This window comes from Leuconostoc garlicum (assembly GCF_001998805.1).
Lineage (GTDB): Bacteria > Bacillota > Bacilli > Lactobacillales > Lactobacillaceae > Leuconostoc > Leuconostoc lactis.
The window spans coordinates 892,344-915,881 of the sequence record NZ_CP016329.1 but is presented as its reverse complement, the minus strand read 5'-3'; the positions used below and the strand labels follow the sequence as shown (position 1 = coordinate 915,881).

Here is a 23,538-nt window from a genome sequence, read left to right as displayed (position 1 = left end):
ATTCTAAATAAGTGATGTTAGTTTTGTGCCAAAAAGTCAGCGACTGCTGCAAAGGCATCGGGAATACCAGCTGGATTCTTACCACCAGCTTGCGCCATGTCTGGGCGACCACCGCCACCGCCACCAACGCGTGGGGCAATGGCTTTAATCAAATCACCTGCTTTAATACCAGCTGCATTGGCTTCTGGTGAAGCCGCAACAATGAGGTTGACTTTACCATCAATGTCAGCTGCTAGCACTAACACTTCTGATGGGTAATTTGCTTTCCAATTATCAGCAACTTGACGTAAGCCATCCATGCCAGAAACTGGCAATTGCGCCACAATATAAGTGTGGCCGTTGCTTGTTTGAACGTCGTTAAAGACTTCATCAGCAGCTGCGTTCGCCAATTTCGCTTCAACAGATTCTAATGTGCGTTGTGTTGCCTTTAATTCTGCTTGCAAATCGGCTACCTTGTCAGGCGCATCCGTAATTTTTTGTGCTTTCACTTGGGCAGCAACAGCCTTTAAGGCGTTTTCTTCTGCCTTATATAGCGCAAGTGCGTCTAAGCCAGTAACGGCTTCAATACGGCGTACACCAGCCCCAATACCAGATTCTGAGACAATCTTGAACAAGCCAAGTTCGGCCGTTGACTGCGCATGGGTACCACCATCAAATTCCTTGTTAAAGTCGCCAATCGATACGACCCGGACAACATCGCCGTACTTTTCGCCAAAGACTGCGACAGCCCCCATTTGTTGCGCTGTTTCAATATCTGTTTCCAGCCATGAAATCGGTATATTTTTAGCGATTTCCGCATTCACCATCGCTTCAATCTGATCAAGATCGGCGGCAGATACTGGTCCTTCGTTGGTAAAATCAAAACGCAAATAGTCAGGTTCAACCAATGATCCTGCTTGGTGGACATCGCCACCAAGCACATTCCGCAAGGCTTGGTCTAACATGTGGGTCGCCGTATGGTTCTTTGATACCGCAACATGGCGTGCCATATCTACCCGCAAATCAACGTTTTCCCCAAGCGTGATGTCAGCCAGCATATTGACAGTATGCACATGTTGGCCGTTTGGTGCCTTTTGGACATCAATCACTTCCGCCACAACGTCCCCTTGCTTGTTCAAAACTGTCCCAAAGTCAGCAACTTGTCCACCCATTTCAGCGTAGAACGGTGTTTTATCAAAGACTAATTGGCGTTGTTCACCAGCGACTGCTTGATCAAGCAAAGCATCAATGCCATCGGCATCTTGACCAATAATGGCCACAACTTCAGCTGAATCAACCGCTGTTTCTGACCAACCAACATATTCAGAAGCAACTTTCAAATCGGTCAACACAGCATTTTGGACACCCATTGACTTGTCATTTGAACGCGCTGCACGAGCACGGGCACGTTGTGCTTGTAATGCTTCATTAAAGCCGTCCACGTCAACGGTTAAGCCAGCTTCAGCAGCTTGTTCTTGCGTCAATTCAAGTGGGAAGCCATAGGTATCTGACAACTTAAAGGCATCCGCACCAGAAATTTGTGTTTTCCCGTCGGCCTTAGCCGCTGCAATCACATCATCCAACAAAGCCAAACCACCAGTCAACGTTGCATTGAAGCGCTTTTCTTCAGCTGCAACCGTCTTTTGGATACGTGCCGCGTTTTCCAGCACTTCTGGATAATAGCTTTGCATAATTTCCCCAACAATTGGCACAAGTTGTGTCAAAAATTCGCCTTGAATGCCTAACTTTTGACCATGCAAAACTGCCCGACGGAGCAAGCGACGAATGACATAACCACGGCCTTCGTTTGAAGGCATCGCCCCATCGCTAATGGCAAACGTAATGGCCCGGATATGGTCAGCAATCACTTTACAGCTGGTGTTACTATCAGAATCTTTTGTCCCATCATACTTAAAGTTTGGTGACAAAGCTTCTGTTGCACGAATAATTGGTAAGAATAGATCTGTGTCAAAGTTTGTCCGGCCATTTTGGAACACTGAAACGACACGTTCAAGCCCCATTCCCGTATCAATGTTCTTGTGTGGTAATTCTGGATACTGTGAATTATCCGTCATACCAGGCAAATGGTTAAATTGCGAGAAGACGATGTTCCAAATTTCCAAGTAACGTTCGTTTTCACCACCTGGATACATTTCTGGATCATCATCTGGCAAATCTTGAAAGGCTGGGCCACGATCGAAAAAGATTTCTGAATCAGGTCCTGAAGGGCCTTCACCAATATCCCAGAAGTTGTCTTCAACTTCGTAAATATGACCAGCTGGCAAGTCCGTTTTTTCTTCCCAAATCTTCTTGGCTTCTTGGTCTTTTGGATAAACAGTCACATACAAACGTTCTTTATCCAAGCCATACCATTCCGGGCTCGTCAACAATTCCCAAGCCCAAGGAATCACTTCTTCTTTGAAATAATCGCCAATTGAAAAGTTCCCCATCATTTCAAATAATGTGTGGTGGCGGGCTGTCTTGCCAACATTTTCAATATCGTTGGTCCGAATGGCCTTTTGCGCATTCGTAATACGGGGATTTTCTGGTACGACAGTCCCATCAAAATACTTTTTTAATGTGGCCACACCCGAATTGATCCACAACAAAGTCGGATCATCTTGTGGAATCAAATTTTTTGAAGGGACAACTTCATGCCCTTTTGATGCAAAGAAATCCAAAAACATCTGACGGACTTCTGCTGACGTCAATTCTTTCATTGGTAATTCTCCTTGATTTGAAATATAAAAAGACCAGAACAAAGTGCGGACGCTTCACCGTGGTACCACCGCATTTTGTAATGATCTTCAATCTTTACCTTCATAAACTCATAACGCTGAGGCGCGGTAACCTTTCGATTACAATACGATCTGGGAGCGCAAAATTTGTGATGTGTGTTTTGCATTAACCAACACATTTCTGACTGGCATCGCGCAAATTTTGTATATCCAGATTTCTTTAGTTATTATAGCACATTACCACCCAATATGATGATCAGTTTCTGGTAAGTCGAGTTCATCGGCCATGAATGCCTCAAACGTTTGCGTTAATTTATCAAAAGCGGTTTGTAATTGTGCCCGCGTGATGACAAGCGGTGGCTGAAAGCGTAGCACATTACCACGCAAACTAATCATAATCACGCCTAATTGAAATAAACGATAGATAATCTTAGTGGTGCCCGCAACGTCAGCCTGCCCATCAGCGGTCACAATCTCAATCCCACCATTTAACCCATATAGCCGTACATCGCCAATAAACGGATACTTTTGTGCAGCCTGCTCGAAAAATTCACGGGCGACACCCCCCAATTCTGCGGAACGCGCAATCAGATTTTCTGCGTCTAATACATCAAGTGTCGCCAAGGCAGCTGCAGCAGTGACCGGATTACCAGCCGTCGTATAAACATTTGCTGGTGCGGCCAAACTGGCCATAATCTCCCGACGACCAACAACGGCACTTAACGGCAAGCCACTAGCCAACGATTTACCCATACTTAACAAATCCGGCGCAATCCCAAAGTGATCAATCGACCACATTTTTCCGGTGCGCCCTAGGCCCTGATTGACTTCATCCACCGCAAAAACAATCCCATGTTCCCGCGTAAAATCGTACACCAAATCCATATATTCTTGTGGTGCTTTAATGATGCCACCATCGCCTTGAATCGGTTCAATAATGACCATAGCCACTTCATCGGCTGGCAAATAAGTCTCAAAAGGTAACTTAAATGCTTGAAATAACCGCTGCGAGAATTGCGCATCCGTTTCACCAGCTAATCGTTGTGACGGATCAGGATATGGCACTTTCACAACGTCTGGCAAGAGTGGACCCATTTTCCGTGTCATATTCAGACTAACCCCCGAAATAGACATGGCGCCGTAAGTCGACCCATGATAGGCACCTGTAAAACTCACAATATAGGATCGGCCCGTGTAGGCGCGCGCTAATTTGATCATGGCATCATTGGCATCGGAACCCGAATTGCCAAACAAGGCTTGTTTTTCAAATGTCCCTGGCGTAAGCGCCGTCAAGCGTTGCACCAGTTGTGCCGTAGTCGTATTAGCAAAATAAGCTGGTGTGTATTGAATCAGCTTTTGGGCCTGTTGTGTAATCGCGGCCACAACTTTGGGATGGGCATGACCGACATTAGTGGCACTCGCACTGGCCAACAAGTCAATGTAGTCCCGACCATCCGCATCCGTCACAATCGCACCCTGCCCATGATCAATGACCAGGTCAAAATAATTTACCCGTGATACCGCTGCCAAATGTTGTTGTTCCGCAGCTAAAATTTCTTGATTGTTCGACATGGTCCACCCTTTTTTCTGACAATAAAAGCCCTGGTTAACCAGGGCTTGAAGGTAAAACAACTTATTTTGACAAATTACTATGACGTGCCCCATAGACCGCATAGATAATCAAACCGATCACAAACCAACCAAATGCATAGAGTTTCGCTTGGTTGTCCAAATTAAAGAAAATGAAGCCTGAACCCAAGGCTGCCAAAGCTGGCAAAACTGGGTAAAATGGCATCTTGAAGCCAGGTTCTTGGATATCTTTTCCTTCACGTGGTCGCAAAGCATAGATCCCAAATGACACAATAATAAAGGCAATCAACGTCCCAGCTGAGATCAAGCCAGCAAGTTCTGTAAAGCTAAAGACTGAACCGACTAAGATAGCGATAATTGACAAAGCCAACAACGCATTGTTTGGCAGACCCTTACCATTCACATCCCCAAGGAAGCTTGGCAATAAGCCATCACGACCAAAGGCGTACAGCAAACGTGAACCGGCCAACATCATGCCGATGATGGCAGTAAACATCCCAACCAAAGCCACAACAGACAACAAGTTAGACGTGAAGCCGTGACCTGATTGGAGCAAAGCCCAAGCCGCAGGTGCTGCATTGTTTTCATACTTTGAGTAATGGAACATACCGACCAGTACCAAAGCAACCGTCACAAACAATACCGTGGCCACCACGAGTGACCCAATGATACCACGTGGCATTGTGCGCTTAGGATCCTTAGCTTCCGCAGAATTAGCCGCAATCGAATCAAACCCAATATAAGCCAAGAAGATTTGTGAGGCACCGGCAACAATCCCTTGCCAACCACCAAATGTTGTGCCTGGCTTATATTCTGGAATAAATGGTGAATAGTTACCTGGATGGATAGCCGTCAAACCAACGCCAATGAAAATCAAAATGACCAAAACTTTTCCAACCACTAAGATATTTTCCACACGTGCGGTAGAGTTTGTGCCGCGCCATAGTAACACGGTGACGATTAACACGGCAAACAAAGCCGAAATATCAATCACACCCCCATTACCGGCAGCAAAAGAACCGGCTAATGCTGGTGGCAAGACGAGATTGTGTGACGCTAGGAACAGCTTAAAGTTAGCTGACCAACCAGAGGCGACAAACGCCACGGCAATAAAGTACTCAGCGAGCAATGCCCAACCAGCAATCCAGCCAAACACTTCACCAAAGACAACGTTCGCCCATGAATAAGCTGAACCAGCAAATGGTAATGCGGACGCAAATTCAGCATACGCAAAGGCTGCAAGTCCTGACACAATGGCAGCAATCACAAATGAAATGGCGACGGCAGGTCCGGCATGATCCGCCGCAACAATCCCTGGTAATGTGAAAATAGCAGTTGACACAATTGTCCCCACACCCAACGCTAACATGTCTTTGACACCTAGTGTTTTGTGCAAATGTGCATCGCTATGTGAAAAGCTTGCGGGGCTTGCTTTATGCAGCCAGCCAGTCTTCGGTTTTGAATCCGACATGAATCTATCCCTCCAAAGGTTACAAAGTTACCAAATAATATTAACATTTTCTAATATTAGTGTCAATAAAAAACAGAATGATATATTCTGTTTTCAATGATATGGTCACTAGCGTTGATAAAGCCCTGTTCATTACGCCGATAATACCACAAATTATGATTTTGTATGTTTTCGCTGGTAAGTTGCAATACTGTCATATTCCGTTTGCAATTGCCGTGATAAACGGATGAAAATTGGCGCTAATTCACGATAAGCTTCAAAGTTTTCTGGCATCGGTTGATAAGTGTTTGAGGACCCAACATACTGTTCAATGTCATATAAATCATCAATCAAACCTAAGGCTTTTTGTGCCACAATCACGGCTGCCAATGAACCAGATTCAAACGCTTCTGGTACCGTGACCGGTTGTTCAAAGATATCAGCAAACATTTGTCGCCATAATGGTGAACGAGCAAAACCACCAGTTGCTTGAATGGCCTTTAAATCACCCACAACTTCTTCCAAAGCCAAACTCACCATATAAACGTTAAAGGTAATGCCTTCAAGAACTGAACGCAACATATGCGCCCGTGTATGCCCATGATTTAAACCAAAGAATGACCCTCGAGCATTAGCATCCCAAATCGGCGCGCGTTCGCCACCTAAATACGGATGGAAAATTAACCCGTCAGAGCCCGCTGGCACACGGGCGGCAATTTGTGTCATCAAATCATAGGCGTCGACACCTAATAATGCGGCCGTTGATTTTTCTGCATCAAACATATTGTCACGCGCCCAACGGAAGACATCTCCACCATTGTTTACTGGCCCACCAACAACCCAATGATCCTTGTCTAAGGCATACGTAAAGGTACGCCCTTTTGGATCAATCACTGGTTGATCTGATACCACCCGAATGGCACCAGATGTGCCAATGGTAATCGCGGCAACGCCAGGCTTCACCGCATTGACACCAAGATTTGATAATGGCCCATCTCCAGCCCCATAAACAAACGGTGTATCAGCCGGAATCCCAATTACCGCAGCATATTCAGGCGCCATGGTCGTTTCATATTCATAAGGTTCAACTGGTGTTGGCAGTTGCGCTTTCGTAATCCCTGTCACCGCCAACGCTTGTTCATCCCAATCTAACTTAAAGATATTAAACAAGCCAGTCCCAGAAGCTAACGAAATATCCATTTTGTTAGTCCCAAAAAGTCGGTGGAACAAATACTCTTTAATTCCCATATAATGGGCTGCTTGGTTAAAGATGTCAGCGTGTTCTGCTCTCAGCCACAGCAATTTCGACAAGGGTGCCATTGGGTGAATGGGTGTCCCCGTCTGACTATAAATCTCTTGTCCTAAGCCGGTCGCCTTCAACTCTTCCGTGTATTTGACCGCCCGCGTATCTGCCCAAGTGATAACCCGTGTTAACGGTTGCCAATCTTGATCGAAGGCAATCAGCGAATGCATCGCTGATGAGAACGATACAGCAGCAATTTTATCGTCACCTTGTAACTTTGCTGCGCGAACCACTTCACTTAAGGCATCAATCAAGGCCTCAAAAATTTCATCCAAATCTTCTTCAGCCATATCAGGCGTATCGCGATACAATTTGTAGCCTTTGTTAGCGCTAGCAACAACTTGATTGCGATCATCAAACAACACCGCTTTTGTTGATGTTGTCCCCAAATCGACGCCAATCATATAATCCATAGTTTTTCCTCATATATAAATGCTAATCGTTCAACAACTTGTGCAGATACAGAAAAAGCTCCCTAGCGGGAGCTATCTGTTCAAAAAGATTGAGCAGGTTAAAAGTTAATTACTTTGCTGAATCCATTGCGTGACCACCGAAGCCGTTACGCAAAGCTGAAACAACCTTACCTGTAAATGTGTCATCTTGCAATGAACGGTAACGCATAGCAAGTGACAAGTAGATAACAGGTGCTGGCACTTCAAGATCCAATGATTCTTCAACAGTCCACTTACCTTCACCAGATGAGTGCATACGACCAGCGATTGCATCCAACTTAGGATCCTTAGCGAATTGTTCTTCAGCCAATTCCATCAACCATGAGCGGATAACTGAGCCGTGGTTCCACAACTTAGCAACTGCTTCGTAGTCGTAGTCGAATTGTGACGCTTCCAAAACATCGAAACCTTCGGCGATGGCTTGCATCATACCATATTCGATACCATTGTGGACCATCTTCAAGTAGTGACCTGAACCCAAACGACCTGTGTACAAGTAACCATCTTCTTCAGCAAGTGAGTTGAACAATGGTTCGATTGTCTTCCAAGCTTCGGCGTCATCGCCACCGATCATGAAGTTACCACCGTTACGGGCACCGTTCATACCACCAGAAGTTCCGGCATCGAAGAACTTGATACCAGCAGCAGTTGTACGCTTGTTTTGTTCCAAGTTGTCCTTGTAGTTAGAGTTACCACCATCGATGATGATGTCGCCCTTGTCCATCTTTTCAATCAATGTGTCGATTGTTGAGTTTGTTGGGGCACCAGCTGGTACCATTACCCAAACAATCTTTGGTGAGGGCAACTTTGACAACATGTCGTCAATGTCAGTTGCGCCTTCAACAGCTGGTGAGTATTCAGTTGCTTCGCGAACAAATTCAGGGTTCAAATCGAACGCAACAACTTCATGGCCGTCATCAACGGCGTTCTTTACCAAGTTCAAGCCCATCTTACCAAGGCCGATCATCGCAAACTTCATGGTTTACATACCTCTTATGTTTTTTGTATTTTTACTACACTCTTATTATATGAAAATATTTTACACATTGCAAGCAAATGATTGTAAAAAGTTTTCGTTTCTTGTATAGTTAATTTATAAAAATGACGTGACTTTGCGCACTGCGCACTATCAGTAGGAAGATGCCCCATGGCTCGCAATATTATCGCGCAACTGCGCGCACAAAAAAATCAGTACAATGTGACTGAAAACAAATTAATTAATTATATTTTAGCTGACACAAAACGTGCGCAAGAAGCAACCATTCAAGAACTGTCTAACGGCTCTGGGGTGTCCACGGCAACGATTTCACGCTTTGCGAAAAAAATTGGCTTTGACTCATTTCGTGAATTTTCTGTGGCCATTGCTAGCGCTGCCTCAACCGCAACGCCCGTTGACTTTTTCGGTGAAATTACCGATGACGACGATACCATGGCGATTTCCCAAAAAGTTTTTGCTGGTGCCACCAATGCTTTACATGCCACGTTAAATCATTTAACCGCTGCTGATTTGGAAACTGCTAGTGGTTATCTGATCGCAGCACGGCGTGTTGGCTTTTTTGGCATTGGCGGTTCCTCCATTGTCGCCTTTAATGCGTATCACAAGTTTTTAAGAACACCCCTTGATGTCATTGCGCATCCAGATTATGACATTCAACTCATGCAGGCTGTTAAGTTAGACCATGACGATGCGGCCGTGGTGATTTCTCATTCTGGTCGCAACAAGGATACATTACTTGTTGCCCAAAAGTTAAAACAAAATGGCGTGAAAGTCATTGCCATTACGTCTTTTGCGGACTCACCGCTGGCAAAAATTGCGGATTTAGTCCTGTTGTCGTTGGCAGAAGAAATCAATTTCCGCAGTGAATCGATGAGTTCACTCATTGCCCAAATCACTTTGATTGATACGCTCTTTACCCTGGTGGGGTCCTATTTTTCACAAAATACCCAAAACGTGGTCGATAACATGCGCAGTGTGATCGAAGAAACACGCGCCCATTAACTAAAAAACAACCAAACGGTCATACCGTTTGGTTGTTTTTTAATCTTTTTTCAACATGGCTTTTGCTTGGTTGGTTAACATATCAATGGCGACAAGATTTTCGCCACCTTCAGGTACAATAATGTTGGCATAACGTTTTGTGGGTTCCACGAACTGATGATACATTGGCTTCACGGTTGCCAAATATTGCTCAATCACCCCACGAACCGTACGGCCACGTTCTTCAATATCGCGTTCAAGCCGGCGTAGGAAGCGAATATCGTCATCGGTGTCGACAAATATTTTCATATCCAAAAGATCACGGACACGCTCATCATTAAACAATAAAACACCATCAACAATCACAACATTAGCTGGTTCAACCCGTTCCACTTGTTTAGAACGCGTATGGTTGGCATAGTCATAGATTGGCTTATCAATGGGTTCATTGCGCAATAAACGCCGCAAATCAGAGACAAAAAGATCCGTTTCAAATGAATCTGGGTGATCATAGTTCGTCAACACCCGTTCTGACATGGGCTTGTCTGACTGATCCTTATAATAAGAATCTTGTTGTAGCAAAATCGCGACTGAGCCATCAGCCGTTAACCGTCGGACTAATTCCCGACTAACTGTGGTTTTACCTGAACCAGAACCACCTGTAATGCCAATCACTAAAGGTTTATTTGCCATTATTGTTGCCCTCCTTCACTCGCTGCAATTCCGGCTAGTAAGCCATCAAAATCAAGCGTCATCTCACGGTATGCCGGATCATGAATTGGTAGATGTTGTAAAAACTCATCAAATACTTGCAGCGTCCCTGAGATTTGGCTTGCTGAAAAATCTAAAATATGACCGGCAAATTGCAAATCATCTGACAAGAAATGCACGTGCCAACCGGCGGCTGTTGGGCCATTAAAAATTTGCGGCGCAAAATAACCCACAACCGTACCTGTCACGTTTTCACGTTCAAATTCCGGTTGGTTTTCCGCAACGGCCAACAAACTTGGGTATGGTGGGACCTGTTTAGGCGCAATGCGTACATGCACACGAGAAAATTCACCGTGAAACTTTACTGCCGCAAACACATTTTGTAACTGTTCTGCTTTTAGTTTTGCACTTAACGTTGAAAAATCAACTTGTGAAAACGGTAATTGTTGCGTCGGCGCATCAAAATGTACCGAAGCAAACGGCATCAACGTATCTGGGTTCGTAATGTGGTTAACTTGTCCATCACTTTGCGCTTGATAGACTTCGCCATCTAACAAAATGACTTCACCATCTAAGCCTGTCAAAGTGCCAATGCCGGTATCGCCATGTTGTCGCAATTCAGCAACTGTAATCGTGCCTTGCATTTGTTTGCCCATGAGCATTGCCAATGTTCCGTGCTGATATAAACGACTCATTTTATTATATTGATGTGCCACGCGACACACTTCCTCCAAATTATACTGTCTTATATTTTAAGCGAATAAAAATCGACTGTAAAGGGTTACGGCTTTTTTTTATTGCTAGACCCCAAATAAATAAAAAAACTACCTGACGGTAGTTTACTTAACACCTGACACGCGACCCACCGTTTCAACGAGCAACCGGACATACTGGCGATCGCCTAACGGTCCTTGATGTACCCCATCATCGGCAAACCAGTCACCGTGTTGCTTGGCCACTGCGTACCAATCAACCACGTGCAAATTCTTATACGTTTTCTGCGCGGTTTGTAACAATTGATTGTTACTATCCTGCCAAGGACGAGACTGCACAAAGTTATTCATCCAATAGACCTGACGCTTTTTACCGGCAATTGCCATAATTTGATCTAAGTCTTGCTTCTTAATCGTCCCATTTGTCCCTAAGCCAATGAGCAGATTATCTGCTAATGGTTGTGCGGCTGCGGCCTGCGCCATGATTTTTGGCGTTTGATAAGGTTGTCGACCGACTGCCGCATCCACCACCATATGCGGATTAACTTCTTGTAGATAAGGCGCAGCATCTAACATGACCGAATCACCAAAAGCTTGAAATGGCATGGCTTGGAAAGCGAGATACTGGGCTGGCTGTAAGCCATAATTTTTAACAAGGGCTTGCTGTTCTGGTGACAAGTGCGTCGACTGCCCTTTTTTAGCCGCACTGGTGTCGCTATTTTTCTTGGCCAACGCGTTGCGTTTTTCAACCGCTGCTTGGTTTTGGCGTAATTTCTTTTCCAAGGCCGTTTCTGGCCGGGCTTGGCCAGCTTGTGGTAACAACAAACCATAACCAATCAACACGATAACCGCACTTGTGGCCGCCAAGACAATAAAGAAGCGATTACGTGATTCAGACAAATGTGCGATTTGGCGCTTAAAGTAGTCCTGTCGTCGGAAAGTCGTTTCGACAAACCGATAACTCAACTCACTCACGGCCAGCACAATAATCACTTCTAAAAAGAGATGCCAGAAGGTTGGCCGATAATTTGGCATAAACTTTTCATAAAAGATAAAGACGGGTAACTGATAGAGATAAATACTATAACTCCGTGTCCCCAGATACGACATCACCGGATTATCTAATCCCTGACTGAGCCACGATGACGGATGTGCCACTACGGCAATAAGAATAGCCATAATGGCAGTCATCAAGTACATCAAACCATAATACGTCGCTGGGCTTTGGCCATTTAACCATAAAAAGCCAATCACCGTTATAGCTAATGCCACACCACCGACAATGTCTAACCCCCTTTTAACTTCAGGGTGCACTGCCGGATTGAGATGTGTTGCGGGCCAAATAAAAGCTAACGCTGACCCAAGTAAGATAGCAAAGAGACGCGTATCAGCACCATAGTAACTCCGGTTAATGTTACTAGGATCATACAACACCGCCATTAACACCGCGCTGATAACTGACAGTCCCAACAATCCAAGCGCTACATATTGGCGTTTTAGACGTAGTTTTAAAATTCCCCATAAGACAAACGGCCAAATGAGATAAAACTGGCCTTCAATCGACAACGACCACAGATGGGTAAAGGGTGAAGCACCGCCAAATTGTTGGAAATAAGATTCCCCATGGCCAATAGCCCAAAAATTATAAACGTACAACAAATTAGTCAGCACAACATAGCGTAAATTATAAATCAGTTGCCGATCAAATAAGAAAATAATCGTCACGGTAATTAATAATAAGACCACTAGTGCTGGGTAAAGACGCTTAAGCCGGCGCGCATAAAATTGCCACGGTGCAATTTTGTCATGACGATCATATTCTTGGATTAACAGATCTGTAATCAAATAACCTGATAGCACAAAAAAAAGCGGTACGCCCAACCAACCCCCAACGATATGAGTTGGTAAAAGATGAAAGGCAATAACACCAATAACGGCAATGGCACGCAGGCCGTCAAATCCTGTGATGTAACGTCTTTTTCTCATTTGGAACGAACCCCTTCAAGCACTAATGGCAAAATAAAAAGCAAACTACTCTCACTAGTTTACTTTTTTAACGTTTAAATGTCAATTGTTACTATTATATTTCTTTAAAATGAGAAATCAATCAAGGGTTGTCCCGCGACGTTCTAATGTATGGGGTAATTGTACCTGTGTATCGTCAATAATTTCATTATTCATCAACTTCGTCAACATGCGCATCGCCACCGCCCCAATGTCATACTTTGGTTGCCCAATTGACGTTAATTCTGGCCGTGTCACAATGGCAAACTTGGTGTCGTTAGACGTGATAATTTCAAAGTCTTCTGGCACGCGTTGGCCGTGTTCTTGCACATAATTCATAATACCCAAGGCCACTTCATCATCATAAGCAATGACGGCATTTGCCCCTGCTTGCAATACTTTTTCAGCAATTTGCATCCCTGCCGCATAATCTTGATGTGCCGTAAAGAGCAAACCTTCATCAAATTCGATACCAGCAGCCTCTAAACCTGCTTGATAACCAACTAATCGATGCAAGCGATTAATGGCATGTGACATTGGCCCTGTCACTAACGCCACACGACGATGGCCATGATTAATGACCGTCTCTGTTGCCTCTTGAATGGCGTTGACATAGTTGATATTGACACTTGGCAACTTGCCTTCGCTGTCTACTGAACCCGCTAACACCACGGGCGCATCGGCGGCAGCAATTGTATTCAAGACTTCGCGATCTAACTCATTACCCATGAAAATAATGCCATCGACTTGTTTGCTAGACAAATTGTTCACGGCCATTGTTTCCCGCACTGGATCTTCATCCGTATTGGTCAACAAGACATCATAGTGATACATATTCGCCACGTCATCAATCCCACGTGCCAATTCGGCATAGTACATATCAGTGACATCTGGCATGACCACGCCAATTGTTGTCGTTTTCTTTGAAGCTAACCCACGGGCAACAGCATTTGGATGATAGCCAAGCTCTTCAATGGCATCAAGTACCTTACGTTTTGTAGAATCGCGGACATTGCTATTGCCATTGACCACCCGCGACACAGTCGCTAGCGACACCCCGACACGATTCGCCACATCATAAATGGTTGCTGAACTTTTTTTCTGCATAGTTAACCTTCTTTTACATTTATCTTTAAGAAACCGTTTACATCTTCATATACCTCTTTTTATTATAGCAAAAATCAATCAGATTGCAAACGCTTACAAGGCTATATCGTCAAGTTTTCATCATTGTTTCTGTTTGTTACAAGAAAAGACACTTTTTTGTGAAAGTGTTAAAATGGAAATAATACATTTTAACAAAGGAGCGATAAATGACTAATCAAAAACTCACGACACTAACACAATGGCTCACGGACCAACAATTAGATGGTGCCATCTTAACGAATTTCCATAGTGTGGCCTATCTTTCGGGGTTTGAATCTGATCCCATGGAACGTGTCCTCGCTTTGGTTATTTTCGCTGACCACGAGCCGTTTCTATTCGGACCAGCCCTTGAAGTCAATAGCATGAAAGCCAGTGGCTGGACTTACCCAGCCTACGGCTATGATGACCAAGAAAATCCTTGGGCCAAGTTGGCACAACATATCCGTGCGCAATCTCACGGCACCGCCTTTGCTATTGAAGCGGATAATTTAACTGTTACCCGCTACAACGCCTTACAAACTGCTTTACCAGATGCCACGTTACAAAAGGACATTACGGCTGAAATTAATCGTTTACGTTTGATTAAAACACCTGATGAAATTCAACACATGTTAGCGGCCGGCCGTGATGCTGATCGCGCTTTTGAGATTGGTTTTGCTGCCCTCGCTGAAGGCGTTACCGAATTAGGCGTTGCTGCCAAATTGGAATACGAACTCAAGCTTTCTGGTGTGCCAGGCATGAGCTTTGACACGTTGGTCCAGTTTGGCGCACATGCTGCTGATCCCCATGGGGCGACATCATCACGCCAGTTACATGCTGGCGAAATGGCGCTATTTGACTTAGGCACTATGACTGAGGGTTACGCCTCTGACGCAACGCGTACAGTTGCTTTTGGCCCCATCAGCGACCAAGCTAAAGCTATCTACGACGTCACCCTTGAAGCCCAATTGGCTGCGCAATCTCAGGCCAAAATTGGCATGACCGCTGGTGAACTAGATGCCATTGCCCGTGATATTATTACAAAGGCCGGTTACGGTGATTATTTTGTCCACCGCCTCGGCCACGGTCTTGGGGCTTCTGTCCATGAATACCCTTCAATCATGGCTGGCAGCGATTTGGTACTACAAGAAGGGATGGTCTTCTCGATTGAGCCAGGCATTTATATCCCTGATGTTGCTGGTGTCCGAATTGAAGATTCTGGCTATATGAGTCCCGATGGGTTCGTCCCTTTCACACACACGCCAAAAACATTACAACAATTCTAAAACAAAAGACCCTAACGCAGCCGTTAGGGTCTTTTTCAGTGTTGCATTACCGGAAAACTTGTAAGATAAGCGGTAACATAGACAGCGCATTATTCAAGAAATGGATAGCAATGCTATCTTGAATATTACCAGTCTTTTTGTACACATAAGCTAAAACCATCCCCATACTCATGTACAAGGCATAACTCAATAAGTCGGGCAAGTTCGTTGGAATATCACCCATGTGCGGGAAGGCAAATAACAAACCAGACAAAATAATGCTGGCCCACCACCAACTGTGACGGAAAAAATAATTAACCACTAACCCACGAAAGACAATTTCTTCAACGACGGGCGCTAAAAATACCGCATAAATCAACATCCCCACCATGGTAATGTTGACTTGTGACACGAGCGCTTCAATAGCCACTTGATTCTCAGTATCAACACTGCCAGTGACAGCCATTCGGATCATATTAATCCCATATTCTAGGCCAACCATGACAAAAAACATGCCGACAATATACCACAGATGACGCCAATCACGGATATTTGGTTGGTGAAAAACTGGTTGGCGTGTCGTCTTTTTCAACAATCGATACGCCAGGTAGCCTAACATGCTATAGCTCACTAACATCAAGCTCACATACAGGAGTTGTTGGCCAATGGATTGCTGCGAATTGGCGGCCACTAACAAACTTGGCGTTAAGACCAACAAAAAAGCCAGCCCGATAAAATTAAACAGGCGTCGACCTAATGATTTAGGGTTTGGATTTTGGGATAAATCAAGCAAAATTATTCATCATCCTTTTCTTCATGTAATAACTGTTGTCGCCGAGCCAGCCAAAATAACCAAATATAACCCACGTTGACGAGGACAAACAAAACAACCGTCAGACCTAACGTTAAGGCTAATGACCAATGCTGCCAATCACTCACCAGAAATAGCGTCAAAAATAATATAATCGCTAGTCCGCCAAGTAAGAATCGTGCAAGCAACAGCGCTAATTTATGATTTTTGGGCATAGTGCTGAATAAAATTGGCAACTGCCGCTTCGTTATTGGTTGTCGTTAACACAACATCAGCTAAGGCCTTAATTTCCGGTTTAGCATTGGCAACGGCCACACCAACACCGGCAGCTTTAATTTGTGCTGCATCATTCAAATTATCACCAATCGCCGCTGTATCGTCACGGGCAATGCCTAAAATATCGGCTAATTCTAAGCCCGTTACCCCTTTATCAACGCCCTTCGGGTTAAACTCAACGTATCGGTTTGAACTAAAGGTGACCAACACCTCATCGCCAACAACGGCGGTCACCGCATCAGCGATTACCTGTTGAACAGCAGGATCGGGATGTTCAAAAATAACCTTCATAACAGGGCCTTCGTTGGCCATAAAGCTCAAATCGGTTGTCGTGATTTCAGTATAAGGCACTTGTCGCTCTGTCATGTAGCGTTGATCGGTGGCTGAGATATTGTAAATGTACAAGTTATCACGCGTATAAACGTGCGTGTCGACGACATCGTTTACTTGGCCCAAATCAAATATTTTTTGGGCTAATGTCAACGACATGCCGTGTTCAACAACAATTTCTTCCTGACCATCTGGGGCAATCGCCACAATAGCCCCACCATTATAGGACACAACGTATTGCGTTGTTTTGTTAAGGCCAAGTTGTGCTAATGTTCCATAAACAGACTTGTATGATCGGCCAGTATTGGGTACAAAATAACCGCCATTTTGGGTAAAAGCCTGAATAGCTGCGATATTTTCTGGATGGATTGTCCCGTCATCGTTGAGTAAAGTTTCATCAAGATCCGATAGAATAAGTTGTATCATATGTCACTCGCTTTCTCGTTACTGATGTCTTTATTATACCTGAATGTTGCCACTAAGAATTGGGAACTTCCCCAAGCAACCGTAACGTCCCATGACATTGGCCACAGCGGTACTTATCGACTTGAATGCGTCGCTGTCTGGTTAGCACATGACCATTGCAACACTGATAACGCCACAGGCGTTTTGGCTTGGTCGCTGTTGCCCCTGCCAATTTAGGCGCATAGCGCGCGCCACCGACTGCTGACAGTAACTGCTTAAAGTCACGATCACGATGCCGGTAACCTTGATGTTGCAAATGCAAATGATAATGCACTAATTCATGTTTAATAACCCCATCAAATTCAGGCAGCGCCGCCATTTTCGGATTAAATTCTAGGTTGTGACTATGCGTAAAATAACGCCCACCAGTCGTTTTTAAACGGGCATTAAAGGTGGCTTGATGGTCAAATGGTCGACCAAATGCTTGTTGCGAGAGCAACATCACGCGCTGTTGTAATTCTGCTGGTGTCATCATTTCAGTAATTTGTGTGCTTTCAAATAATTAATGGCGACTTGCTCTGCCGATTGATGGTTGACATTGACCGCATAATTCATCGTTTGCATCTCTTCATTGGTGATGTGACCTGCCAATTGATTCACCGCACGCACAATTTCTGGGTGCGTTTTGGCAAAATCTGAGCGCATCAGACCAACTCCTTGATAAACTGGGAAAACATGCCGATCATCAGCCAACACCTTTAAATGATATTGCTTTAATTGTGAATCAGTCGTGTAAGCATCGACCACTGATACTTGCTGTTCACGCACAGCTTGATAACGCAGTGCTGGGTCCAAACTCACCTTGGGTAAATTCAACCCATACGTCTGCTCAATTGCCGGCATGCCATCAGGTCGATCTAAGAATTCTGCCGTCATCCCTGCCTTGGCATGTGGGAGGTGCTGCAAATCCCCAATTGTTGTTAAATGATATTGCTTGGCAAAATCTTGCGGTACGGCAATCCCATACGTATCGTTGAATTGCATGGGTTGCGTTATCGTCAGCTGTTGTGCTTGCGCAACCTTTTTAGCAGCTAAATAAGTCGTTTTGGCATCAGCACCTACTGGTAAAGTCACTGGCGGTTTGGCCAGCGTTGCGGTGATCGTTCCGGTAAATTCTGGATAAAGATCAATCTTTTTGCTAGTCAACGCTTCATACAAAAAGGTGGTCACCCCAAAATTTGGTTTTAAAATCACCCGCGTCTCTGGTTGCGCTTGTTTAATCAATGCCGCATACATGTGAATTAGAATTTCTGGTTCGGATCCCAGTTTACCCGCAATGGTAATCGTCTGGGGGGCTTGTTTTTGCGGTAATAACGGCGCGACACTACCGCCAATAAAGAGCACACTCAAACCAACCAACACCACACGGCGCCAAGTTTGCTGCAACTTGGCAAGCCACCGAACGCCAAAACTACCAACTAACGCTAAGGCCGCTGAGGTAAACGCCCCGATTAAAATGAGGTCAGTATTATTCCGGTTAATGCCAAGCAAAATGAAATCACCTAAGCCACCAGCACCAATCAGCGCCGCTAAGGTAGCTGTCCCAATAATCAATACAATGGCCGTCCGTAGACCGGCCATAATACTTGGCTGTGCCAATGGTAATTGGATTCGTCGCAAGACCTGTCGCCGAGATAACCCTAAAGCACGCCCCCCATCGCGGACATCTTGATCAACCGCCGTTAATCCAAGATAAGTATTTTGAAAAATTGGTAATAACGCATAAATCACCAGGGCAATTAATGCTGCAGGTGCCCCAATCCCCACCACAGGAATCAGTAATCCTAAAACTGCCAGTGACGGCAAGGTTTGAAAGAGACCCGTTAGTTGTAATAACCATTCTGCGTAGCGCCGATGATTTTCAGCCCAAATCGCCAATGGTATCGCAATCAGTGCCGCAATCACAAGTGCGGCGACTGTTAATTGAATATGTTGCCATAGCGCTGTCACAAATTGATCGTGACGCGTCATGAGTGTTTGCCACATGTTTGTTACCCTTTTATGTACGGTTATGTGTCTTAAACACACAAACCTCAAGGCGCATGATAATGCGCCCTGCCCCTAATTTAATATTGTTGCGTTATTGGCACTATTTGACATAGGCTAATAACGTTTGCACAAAATGTTCTAAGTCCGCACGATCTTGTGCCGAGAAACGCTGACGCGTTGGTGAATCAATGTCTAAGATGCCAAGACGGCGCCCATCAGCTGTTGTCAATGGGATCACAATTTCAGCGTTTGAATTAGGATCGCAAACAATATGATTGGCAAAGGTGGTCACATCATCAACCACCACGGTTTCTTGGACACTAAATGCGTGCCCAACAACCCCAGCTTCTGGTGCAATCAACGCAACTGCTGGCTTGCCCAAAAATGGGCCAACAACTAATTGATTTTGAGTATCATCATAGAGATAGAAACCAACCCAGTTAATGTCGGCAACGTTTTGATATAAAATAGCCGCCGCATTGGCATAGTTGGCCATTGGGAAGTCTTGGCTCCCCTCACCTTGAATCCAAGTGTCAAGTAACTGAGAAATGAGTGGTGCTGGTGATTGAACTGCTGACATGTTTTTTCCTCCAAAGATGCTGTTTTAGTTGTGGTCATCATTATTGTATTAAAAAAGCGTCGCTACACGAACGCTATGATTCGTATAGGGACGCTGCTTGCGTGGTACCACCCATGTTCGTAGTGTTAACTACCTCAAAAAAATCCGCTGCCTTTTGGTCAGCACGATTAGGGAAGATAACGGTTCCCACCGATCGCTTAGCTTGCACTGCACGAACGTGTGTCATGAGTTCATCTTCACATTGCCAAAGTGGCTGTTTTCACCAAACACAGCTCGCTGAACACTCCAACAACATTACTCTTCTCAACACATTAAAAATGATTAACTTGAAAATCAGTATAGCTTAATGTCGCACGCCTGTCAAATGACTAATTTTTAATTTTGATGTGCGACGATATAGTCAACTGTTTGTTGTAACGTCACCAAGTTTTCAGCATCTTCATCTGAAATGCTGACGTTAAACATATCTTCGACTTCTAACACCAATTCAACAAAATCAATTGAATCCGCATTAACATCCGTCAAAAAGTTTAAATCGGGTGTCACCGCTTCACGCTTAATACTAAAGCGCGTTGCAATTTCATCTGCCATCATGTTATAGATTGCTTCTTTTTCCATCGCCATGTGTTATTCTCCAATATCTCTTCAAATCGTCACAGCTCGCATTAGCCGTTAACTTGTGTACTTAAAGCTTCTTTTCCAGCTTGTAATTCGTCTTTGTGTGCTGCAATAAACGTTTCAATATCTGGCACCAATTGGTGGTCCAACATGGTCTTAATTTGTCCCATTGTGTTGGCCACTGCCGGTGCCTTCGCTGAACCGTGCGTCTTGACAACAGGCGCCTTCACACCCAAAATAACTGCGCCACCGGCTTCATTATAATCGAGTTGCTTTTGCACTGTTTTAAAGGCAGGCTTTAAGAGCGCACCACCCAACTTACCACGCACACCGGCAGCCATAATTGCTGCTTTAAGTTGCTTAAGCATCATTAAAGCAGTCCCTTCTGTTGCTTTCAAAGCGGCGTTACCAGAGAAACCATCCGCCACGACAACATCAGCAGTTCCGGCCAGTAATTCACGGGCTTCAATGTTACCTAAGAAGTTAAAGGCTGTCGTGTCTTTCATCAAAAGATGGGCTGTTTTATGCACTTCATCGCCTTTATCTTCTTCCGCACCATTATTCAACAAGCGCACAGTTGGATCCGCAATACCAAGGACATGTGAGGCATAGAAGCTGCCCAAAATACCATATTGGTAAAGATGAGCTGGTTTGCTCTCGGCATTGGCGCCTAAATCCATAAAGACAAATTGATCGTGTGCCCCACCAAAACTTGGTAAAGCCGTTGCCAAAGCCGGTCGATCGACCCCTTTGATCCGGCCCACCAAGAAAATAGCACTGGACAACAACGCACCAGTATTGCCGGCACTAAACAAAGCATCGGCCCGGCCATCTTTAACTGCCAAGGCTGCTTGCACCATTGATGAGTCCTTTTTACGACGCATGGCTTTGACGGGTTCGTCCCCCATCTCAATCACTTCTGTTGTAGGGATCAGTGTCAAGCGCTCCCAGTTTTGAACCAGTGGCTTGACCGCTGATTCAGTGCCAAATAGTAGAAATTCTAGTTCAGGGTAGCGGTCACGTGCCAGCTCAACCCCTTTGACAATTTCAAGCGGGGCGTAATCGCCACCCATGGCGTCTATTGCGATTTTTTTAGTCATCTATATCGTTGGTTGCTGGCCCAGCCAATTTTTGACCGATATGACCTAGCAACCCTAACCTCCAAATTTCAATCTTTATCTATTTTATCATTTTTCACGACCAGCCGCCGAAGATATTCTGATTATTGCTTGGCTGATTTGTGATGGGTGATGAAGAAAACGACCGACATCACCAGCAAAAAGGCTAGGCCAATGAGTAGTGGTATCCGTGTTTCTGGATTAATCACCATGTAAACCAATGTCAGCACAAGCATCGCAATGGCAAAGTAATTGGTGTACGGTGCCCAAGGCATCTTAAACGGATGTCCTTCCAGCAAGTTCGGATTGTCACGCTTAAATTTAATCTGGCTAATCAAAATGACAAACCATGGCACCATACCTGGCAGCGTACTTGCCGAATAAACGAGCACGAAGACACTGGAACTGCCACGCCAAAAGAGTGGTAATAACGCATTAAGCACAATCCCAATCAAAATACCACCTGACATCGCCAACACTGGCAACGTTGGTACACGATGCTTTGACAGCTTCAAAAACTTTGGCGACAATTCCCTGTTCAACGCCAGCGTGTAAAGCATGCGACTTGAACTAAAAATACCAGAGTTCAAAGCAGACATGGCAGCTGTTAGCATCACAAAGTTAATGATACCCGCAGCAGCAGTAATGCCGACACGTGAGAACGTCTCCACAAAGGGTGAGCCAACTTGATCTAACTTATCCCATGGATAAATCGTGATGATAACAAAAATAGCACCAATGTAGAAAATTAAAATACGCGCCACAATTGACTTAATGGCTGACACAATCGCGTGCTTCGGATTTTGCGTTTCCCCAGCCGTAATCCCGATAATTTCAATCCCTTGATAAGAGGTCATGACAATTGACAAGGCAAACATAAAGCCTTTTAAGCCACCAGCAAAGAATGGGCCATGCGTCCACAAATTAGAAAAGCCAATGGGATGCCAATTATTCCCGAAGCCCAGCAAGATTACCATAAAGCCTAAAATGATCATTAAAATAATCGTGACCACTTTGATCATTGAAAACCAAGTTTCCATATTCCCATAAGCTTTCACTGTGGCCATATTTGCTAAGGTCAACGTTACCAAGACGACAACCCCAGTGACCCAAATTGGCACACCTGGGAACCAGTAATTCAGATAGACGCCGACGGCAATCGTTTCTGAGACCCCAACCGTCAACCACTGAAAGACATTCGCCCAGACGGTTAAATAACCGGCTAGTGGATGAATATATTTTGTTGCATAGTTGGCAAATGACCCGACTGTTGGATCAACAAATAACATTTCCCCTAGCGCTCGCATCACCAGGTATAAAACAAATCCGGCCAACGCATAGGCAAAAATAACTGACACACCGGTCCATTTAATCGTCGCCGATGATCCCATAAACAAGCCGACCCCAATCGTCCCGCCCAAGGCAATCATTTGCATTTGATTTGACGATAAATCGCGGTTTAACTCTCTGTTCCGTTTATCTAACATTGCTCTTTCCTCACACTTTTCCCTCGTTGCACGTACGGCATAAAAAAAGCGCCCCTAGAACCTAATCTAGGGGCGCTTTTGCGCGGTACCAACCCAATTTCAAGTCTGTCTGTTGACAAACCACTTAAAGCAATTGGGGTAACGGCCAATTACACCGACAATCCTTTCAGTCTGCACCTAATCAGATTATGCATCAACGGTAGTTAGTCCACTAGTCCCTTCATCATTTTCACCAACCATGATGTCTCTACTAAGGTAACCTAGTAACCCGTCCGTCTCAACGCTTGTATCAATAATACTATGATTCAATTTTTTTTGCAATGTCTTTTAAACAAAAAGAAAAGCAAGTAACAAAGTTACTTGCTTTTCCTGGAATATCCCAAAGGTCACCTGATAGTTAAATCAGTGCTCCCTCTCGGACTCGAACCGAGGACCTTGGGATTAAAAATCCCCTACTCTAACCAACTGAGTTAAAGGAGCAAACATGCCGTAGCACATTTATATATATTACAGATGTTGCGCCAAAAATGCAACCCTTTTTCAAAAATTTTTTTAT

Annotated in this window: 21 protein-coding genes and 1 tRNA gene; 2 read left to right on the top strand and 20 right to left on the bottom strand. The window is 44.7% G+C overall.

The genetic code is table 11. From position 1 onward, the window contains the following. Positions 1-17 precede the first annotated feature (17 nt). The 5 genes from alaS to gnd all read right to left on the bottom strand — a co-directional run bounded on the left by alaS (position 18) and on the right by gnd (position 8,491). The gene (alaS, locus tag A9176_RS04725) at positions 18-2,699 is read right to left on the bottom strand and encodes an alanine--tRNA ligase (RefSeq protein WP_077282296.1); all 2,682 of its coding nucleotides are present in this window, start codon (positions 2,697-2,699) and stop codon (positions 18-20) included. Positions 2,700-2,954: 255 nt separating this feature from the next. Continuing rightward, positions 2,955-4,289, bottom strand: coding sequence for an aspartate aminotransferase family protein (locus tag A9176_RS04720; protein WP_077282294.1), 1,335 nt, complete (start codon positions 4,287-4,289; stop codon positions 2,955-2,957). 61 nt (positions 4,290-4,350) lie between these two features. Continuing rightward, complete coding sequence (locus A9176_RS04715) at positions 4,351-5,778, bottom strand: APC family permease (protein ID WP_077282293.1); 1,428 nt, start codon at positions 5,776-5,778, stop codon at positions 4,351-4,353. 153 nt (positions 5,779-5,931) lie between these two features. Continuing rightward, the gene (gene gntK, locus A9176_RS04710; protein WP_077282291.1) at positions 5,932-7,473 is read right to left on the bottom strand and encodes a gluconokinase; all 1,542 of its coding nucleotides are present in this window, start codon (positions 7,471-7,473) and stop codon (positions 5,932-5,934) included. 109 nt (positions 7,474-7,582) lie between these two features. Next, on the bottom strand, positions 7,583-8,491 hold the full coding sequence (gene gnd / locus A9176_RS04705) for a phosphogluconate dehydrogenase (NAD(+)-dependent, decarboxylating) (RefSeq protein WP_077282289.1): 909 nt from the start codon (positions 8,489-8,491) through the stop codon (positions 7,583-7,585). Between the two features lie 168 nt (positions 8,492-8,659). On the opposite strand from gnd, the gene A9176_RS04700 reads away from it, so the two are divergent. Further along, positions 8,660-9,511 (top strand): MurR/RpiR family transcriptional regulator, encoded by an 852-nt coding sequence (locus A9176_RS04700; RefSeq protein WP_077282287.1) that lies wholly within the window; start codon positions 8,660-8,662, stop codon positions 9,509-9,511. Positions 9,512-9,550: 39 nt separating this feature from the next. On the opposite strand, the gene udk is transcribed toward A9176_RS04700, so the two are convergent. The 4 genes from udk to ccpA form a co-directional block, all read right to left on the bottom strand. Further along, positions 9,551-10,183, bottom strand: a complete 633-nt coding sequence (gene udk / locus A9176_RS04695) for a uridine kinase (RefSeq protein WP_010002051.1) — start codon at positions 10,181-10,183, stop codon at positions 9,551-9,553. After that, positions 10,183-10,896: an acetolactate decarboxylase gene (gene budA, locus A9176_RS04690; RefSeq protein WP_077282285.1), complete on the bottom strand. Its 714-nt coding sequence runs from the start codon at positions 10,894-10,896 to the stop codon at positions 10,183-10,185. Before budA ends, udk begins: the two co-directional genes overlap by 1 nt. A gap of 144 nt (positions 10,897-11,040) precedes the next feature. After that, positions 11,041-12,900 (bottom strand): acyltransferase family protein, encoded by a 1,860-nt coding sequence (locus A9176_RS04685; RefSeq protein WP_029509059.1) that lies wholly within the window; start codon positions 12,898-12,900, stop codon positions 11,041-11,043. 117 nt (positions 12,901-13,017) lie between these two features. Next, positions 13,018-14,025, bottom strand: a complete 1,008-nt coding sequence (ccpA, locus tag A9176_RS04680; protein WP_048700120.1) for a catabolite control protein A — start codon at positions 14,023-14,025, stop codon at positions 13,018-13,020. 206 nt (positions 14,026-14,231) lie between these two features. Between ccpA and A9176_RS04675 the strand changes: the two genes are divergently transcribed. Continuing rightward, positions 14,232-15,329 (top strand): M24 family metallopeptidase, encoded by a 1,098-nt coding sequence (locus A9176_RS04675; protein WP_077282283.1) that lies wholly within the window; start codon positions 14,232-14,234, stop codon positions 15,327-15,329. A 46-nt stretch (positions 15,330-15,375) separates the two neighbouring features. Here A9176_RS04675 and A9176_RS04670 read toward each other — a convergent pair whose 3' ends face one another. The 11 genes from A9176_RS04670 to A9176_RS04625 form a co-directional block, all read right to left on the bottom strand. After that, positions 15,376-16,101, bottom strand: a complete 726-nt coding sequence (locus tag A9176_RS04670; protein WP_077282281.1) for a CPBP family intramembrane glutamic endopeptidase — start codon at positions 16,099-16,101, stop codon at positions 15,376-15,378. A gap of 2 nt (positions 16,102-16,103) precedes the next feature. After that, on the bottom strand, positions 16,104-16,334 hold the full coding sequence (locus tag A9176_RS04665; protein WP_029509055.1) for a hypothetical protein: 231 nt from the start codon (positions 16,332-16,334) through the stop codon (positions 16,104-16,106). After that, a complete protein-coding gene (locus A9176_RS04660; protein ID WP_077282279.1) occupies positions 16,318-17,151 on the bottom strand; it encodes a Cof-type HAD-IIB family hydrolase in 834 nt (277 codons plus the stop codon). The genes A9176_RS04665 and A9176_RS04660 overlap by 17 nt, the downstream gene beginning before the upstream one ends. Positions 17,152-17,203: 52 nt before the next feature. Further along, the gene (locus tag A9176_RS04655) at positions 17,204-17,662 is read right to left on the bottom strand and encodes a SprT family protein (RefSeq protein ID WP_077283240.1); all 459 of its coding nucleotides are present in this window, start codon (positions 17,660-17,662) and stop codon (positions 17,204-17,206) included. Then, positions 17,662-19,176: an ABC transporter permease/substrate-binding protein gene (locus A9176_RS04650; RefSeq protein ID WP_077282277.1), complete on the bottom strand. Its 1,515-nt coding sequence runs from the start codon at positions 19,174-19,176 to the stop codon at positions 17,662-17,664. Before A9176_RS04650 ends, A9176_RS04655 begins: the two co-directional genes overlap by 1 nt. 103 nt (positions 19,177-19,279) lie before the next feature. Then, positions 19,280-19,759 (bottom strand): GAF domain-containing protein, encoded by a 480-nt coding sequence (locus A9176_RS04645; RefSeq protein WP_077282275.1) that lies wholly within the window; start codon positions 19,757-19,759, stop codon positions 19,280-19,282. Positions 19,760-19,832: 73 nt separating this feature from the next. After that, positions 19,833-19,985 carry a hypothetical protein gene (locus A9176_RS08730; protein ID WP_155835350.1) on the bottom strand — a complete coding sequence of 51 codons (153 nt, stop codon included), beginning with the start codon at positions 19,983-19,985 and terminating at the stop codon, positions 19,833-19,835. 149 nt (positions 19,986-20,134) lie between these two features. Next, entirely contained in the window at positions 20,135-20,383 is a 249-nt protein-coding gene (locus tag A9176_RS04640; RefSeq protein ID WP_019040020.1) for an acyl carrier protein, read from the bottom strand. 41 nt (positions 20,384-20,424) lie between these two features. Next, positions 20,425-21,477: a phosphate acyltransferase PlsX gene (gene plsX / locus A9176_RS04635; RefSeq protein ID WP_029509050.1), complete on the bottom strand. Its 1,053-nt coding sequence runs from the start codon at positions 21,475-21,477 to the stop codon at positions 20,425-20,427. Between the two features lie 122 nt (positions 21,478-21,599). After that, positions 21,600-22,982: an amino acid permease gene (locus A9176_RS04630; RefSeq protein WP_077282273.1), complete on the bottom strand. Its 1,383-nt coding sequence runs from the start codon at positions 22,980-22,982 to the stop codon at positions 21,600-21,602. A 406-nt stretch (positions 22,983-23,388) separates the two neighbouring features. Next, a tRNA-Lys gene (locus A9176_RS04625) sits at positions 23,389-23,462 on the bottom strand. Between the last annotated feature and the right edge of the window lie 76 nt (positions 23,463-23,538).

Bases quoted from the DNA above. Each gene is read 5' to 3' on its own strand.
- alaS (WP_077282296.1), bottom strand. From the start codon at position 2,699: ATGAAAGAATTGACGTCAGCAGAAGTCCGTCAGATGTTTTTGGATTTC.
- A9176_RS04720 (WP_077282294.1), bottom strand. From the start codon at position 4,289: ATGTCGAACAATCAAGAAATTTTAGCTGCGGAACAACAACATTTGGCA.
- A9176_RS04715 (WP_077282293.1), bottom strand. From the start codon at position 5,778: ATGTCGGATTCAAAACCGAAGACTGGCTGGCTGCATAAAGCAAGCCCC.
- gntK (WP_077282291.1), bottom strand. From the start codon at position 7,473: ATGGATTATATGATTGGCGTCGATTTGGGGACAACATCAACAAAAGCG.
- gnd (WP_077282289.1), bottom strand. From the start codon at position 8,491: ATGAAGTTTGCGATGATCGGCCTTGGTAAGATGGGCTTGAACTTGGTA.
- A9176_RS04700 (WP_077282287.1), top strand. From the start codon at position 8,660: ATGGCTCGCAATATTATCGCGCAACTGCGCGCACAAAAAAATCAGTAC.
- udk (WP_010002051.1), bottom strand. From the start codon at position 10,183: ATGGCAAATAAACCTTTAGTGATTGGCATTACAGGTGGTTCTGGTTCA.
- budA (WP_077282285.1), bottom strand. From the start codon at position 10,896: ATGAGTCGTTTATATCAGCACGGAACATTGGCAATGCTCATGGGCAAA.
- A9176_RS04685 (WP_029509059.1), bottom strand. From the start codon at position 12,900: ATGAGAAAAAGACGTTACATCACAGGATTTGACGGCCTGCGTGCCATT.
- ccpA (WP_048700120.1), bottom strand. From the start codon at position 14,025: ATGCAGAAAAAAAGTTCAGCAACCATTTATGATGTGGCGAATCGTGTC.
- A9176_RS04675 (WP_077282283.1), top strand. From the start codon at position 14,232: ATGACTAATCAAAAACTCACGACACTAACACAATGGCTCACGGACCAA.
- A9176_RS04665 (WP_029509055.1), bottom strand. From the start codon at position 16,334: ATGCCCAAAAATCATAAATTAGCGCTGTTGCTTGCACGATTCTTACTT.
- A9176_RS04660 (WP_077282279.1), bottom strand. From the start codon at position 17,151: ATGATACAACTTATTCTATCGGATCTTGATGAAACTTTACTCAACGAT.
- A9176_RS04655 (WP_077283240.1), bottom strand. From the start codon at position 17,662: ATGACACCAGCAGAATTACAACAGCGCGTGATGTTGCTCTCGCAACAA.
- A9176_RS04650 (WP_077282277.1), bottom strand. From the start codon at position 19,176: ATGTGGCAAACACTCATGACGCGTCACGATCAATTTGTGACAGCGCTA.
- A9176_RS04645 (WP_077282275.1), bottom strand. From the start codon at position 19,759: ATGTCAGCAGTTCAATCACCAGCACCACTCATTTCTCAGTTACTTGAC.
- A9176_RS08730 (WP_155835350.1), bottom strand. From the start codon at position 19,985: ATGACACACGTTCGTGCAGTGCAAGCTAAGCGATCGGTGGGAACCGTT.
- A9176_RS04640 (WP_019040020.1), bottom strand. From the start codon at position 20,383: ATGGCGATGGAAAAAGAAGCAATCTATAACATGATGGCAGATGAAATT.
- plsX (WP_029509050.1), bottom strand. From the start codon at position 21,477: ATGACTAAAAAAATCGCAATAGACGCCATGGGTGGCGATTACGCCCCG.
- A9176_RS04630 (WP_077282273.1), bottom strand. From the start codon at position 22,982: ATGTTAGATAAACGGAACAGAGAGTTAAACCGCGATTTATCGTCAAAT.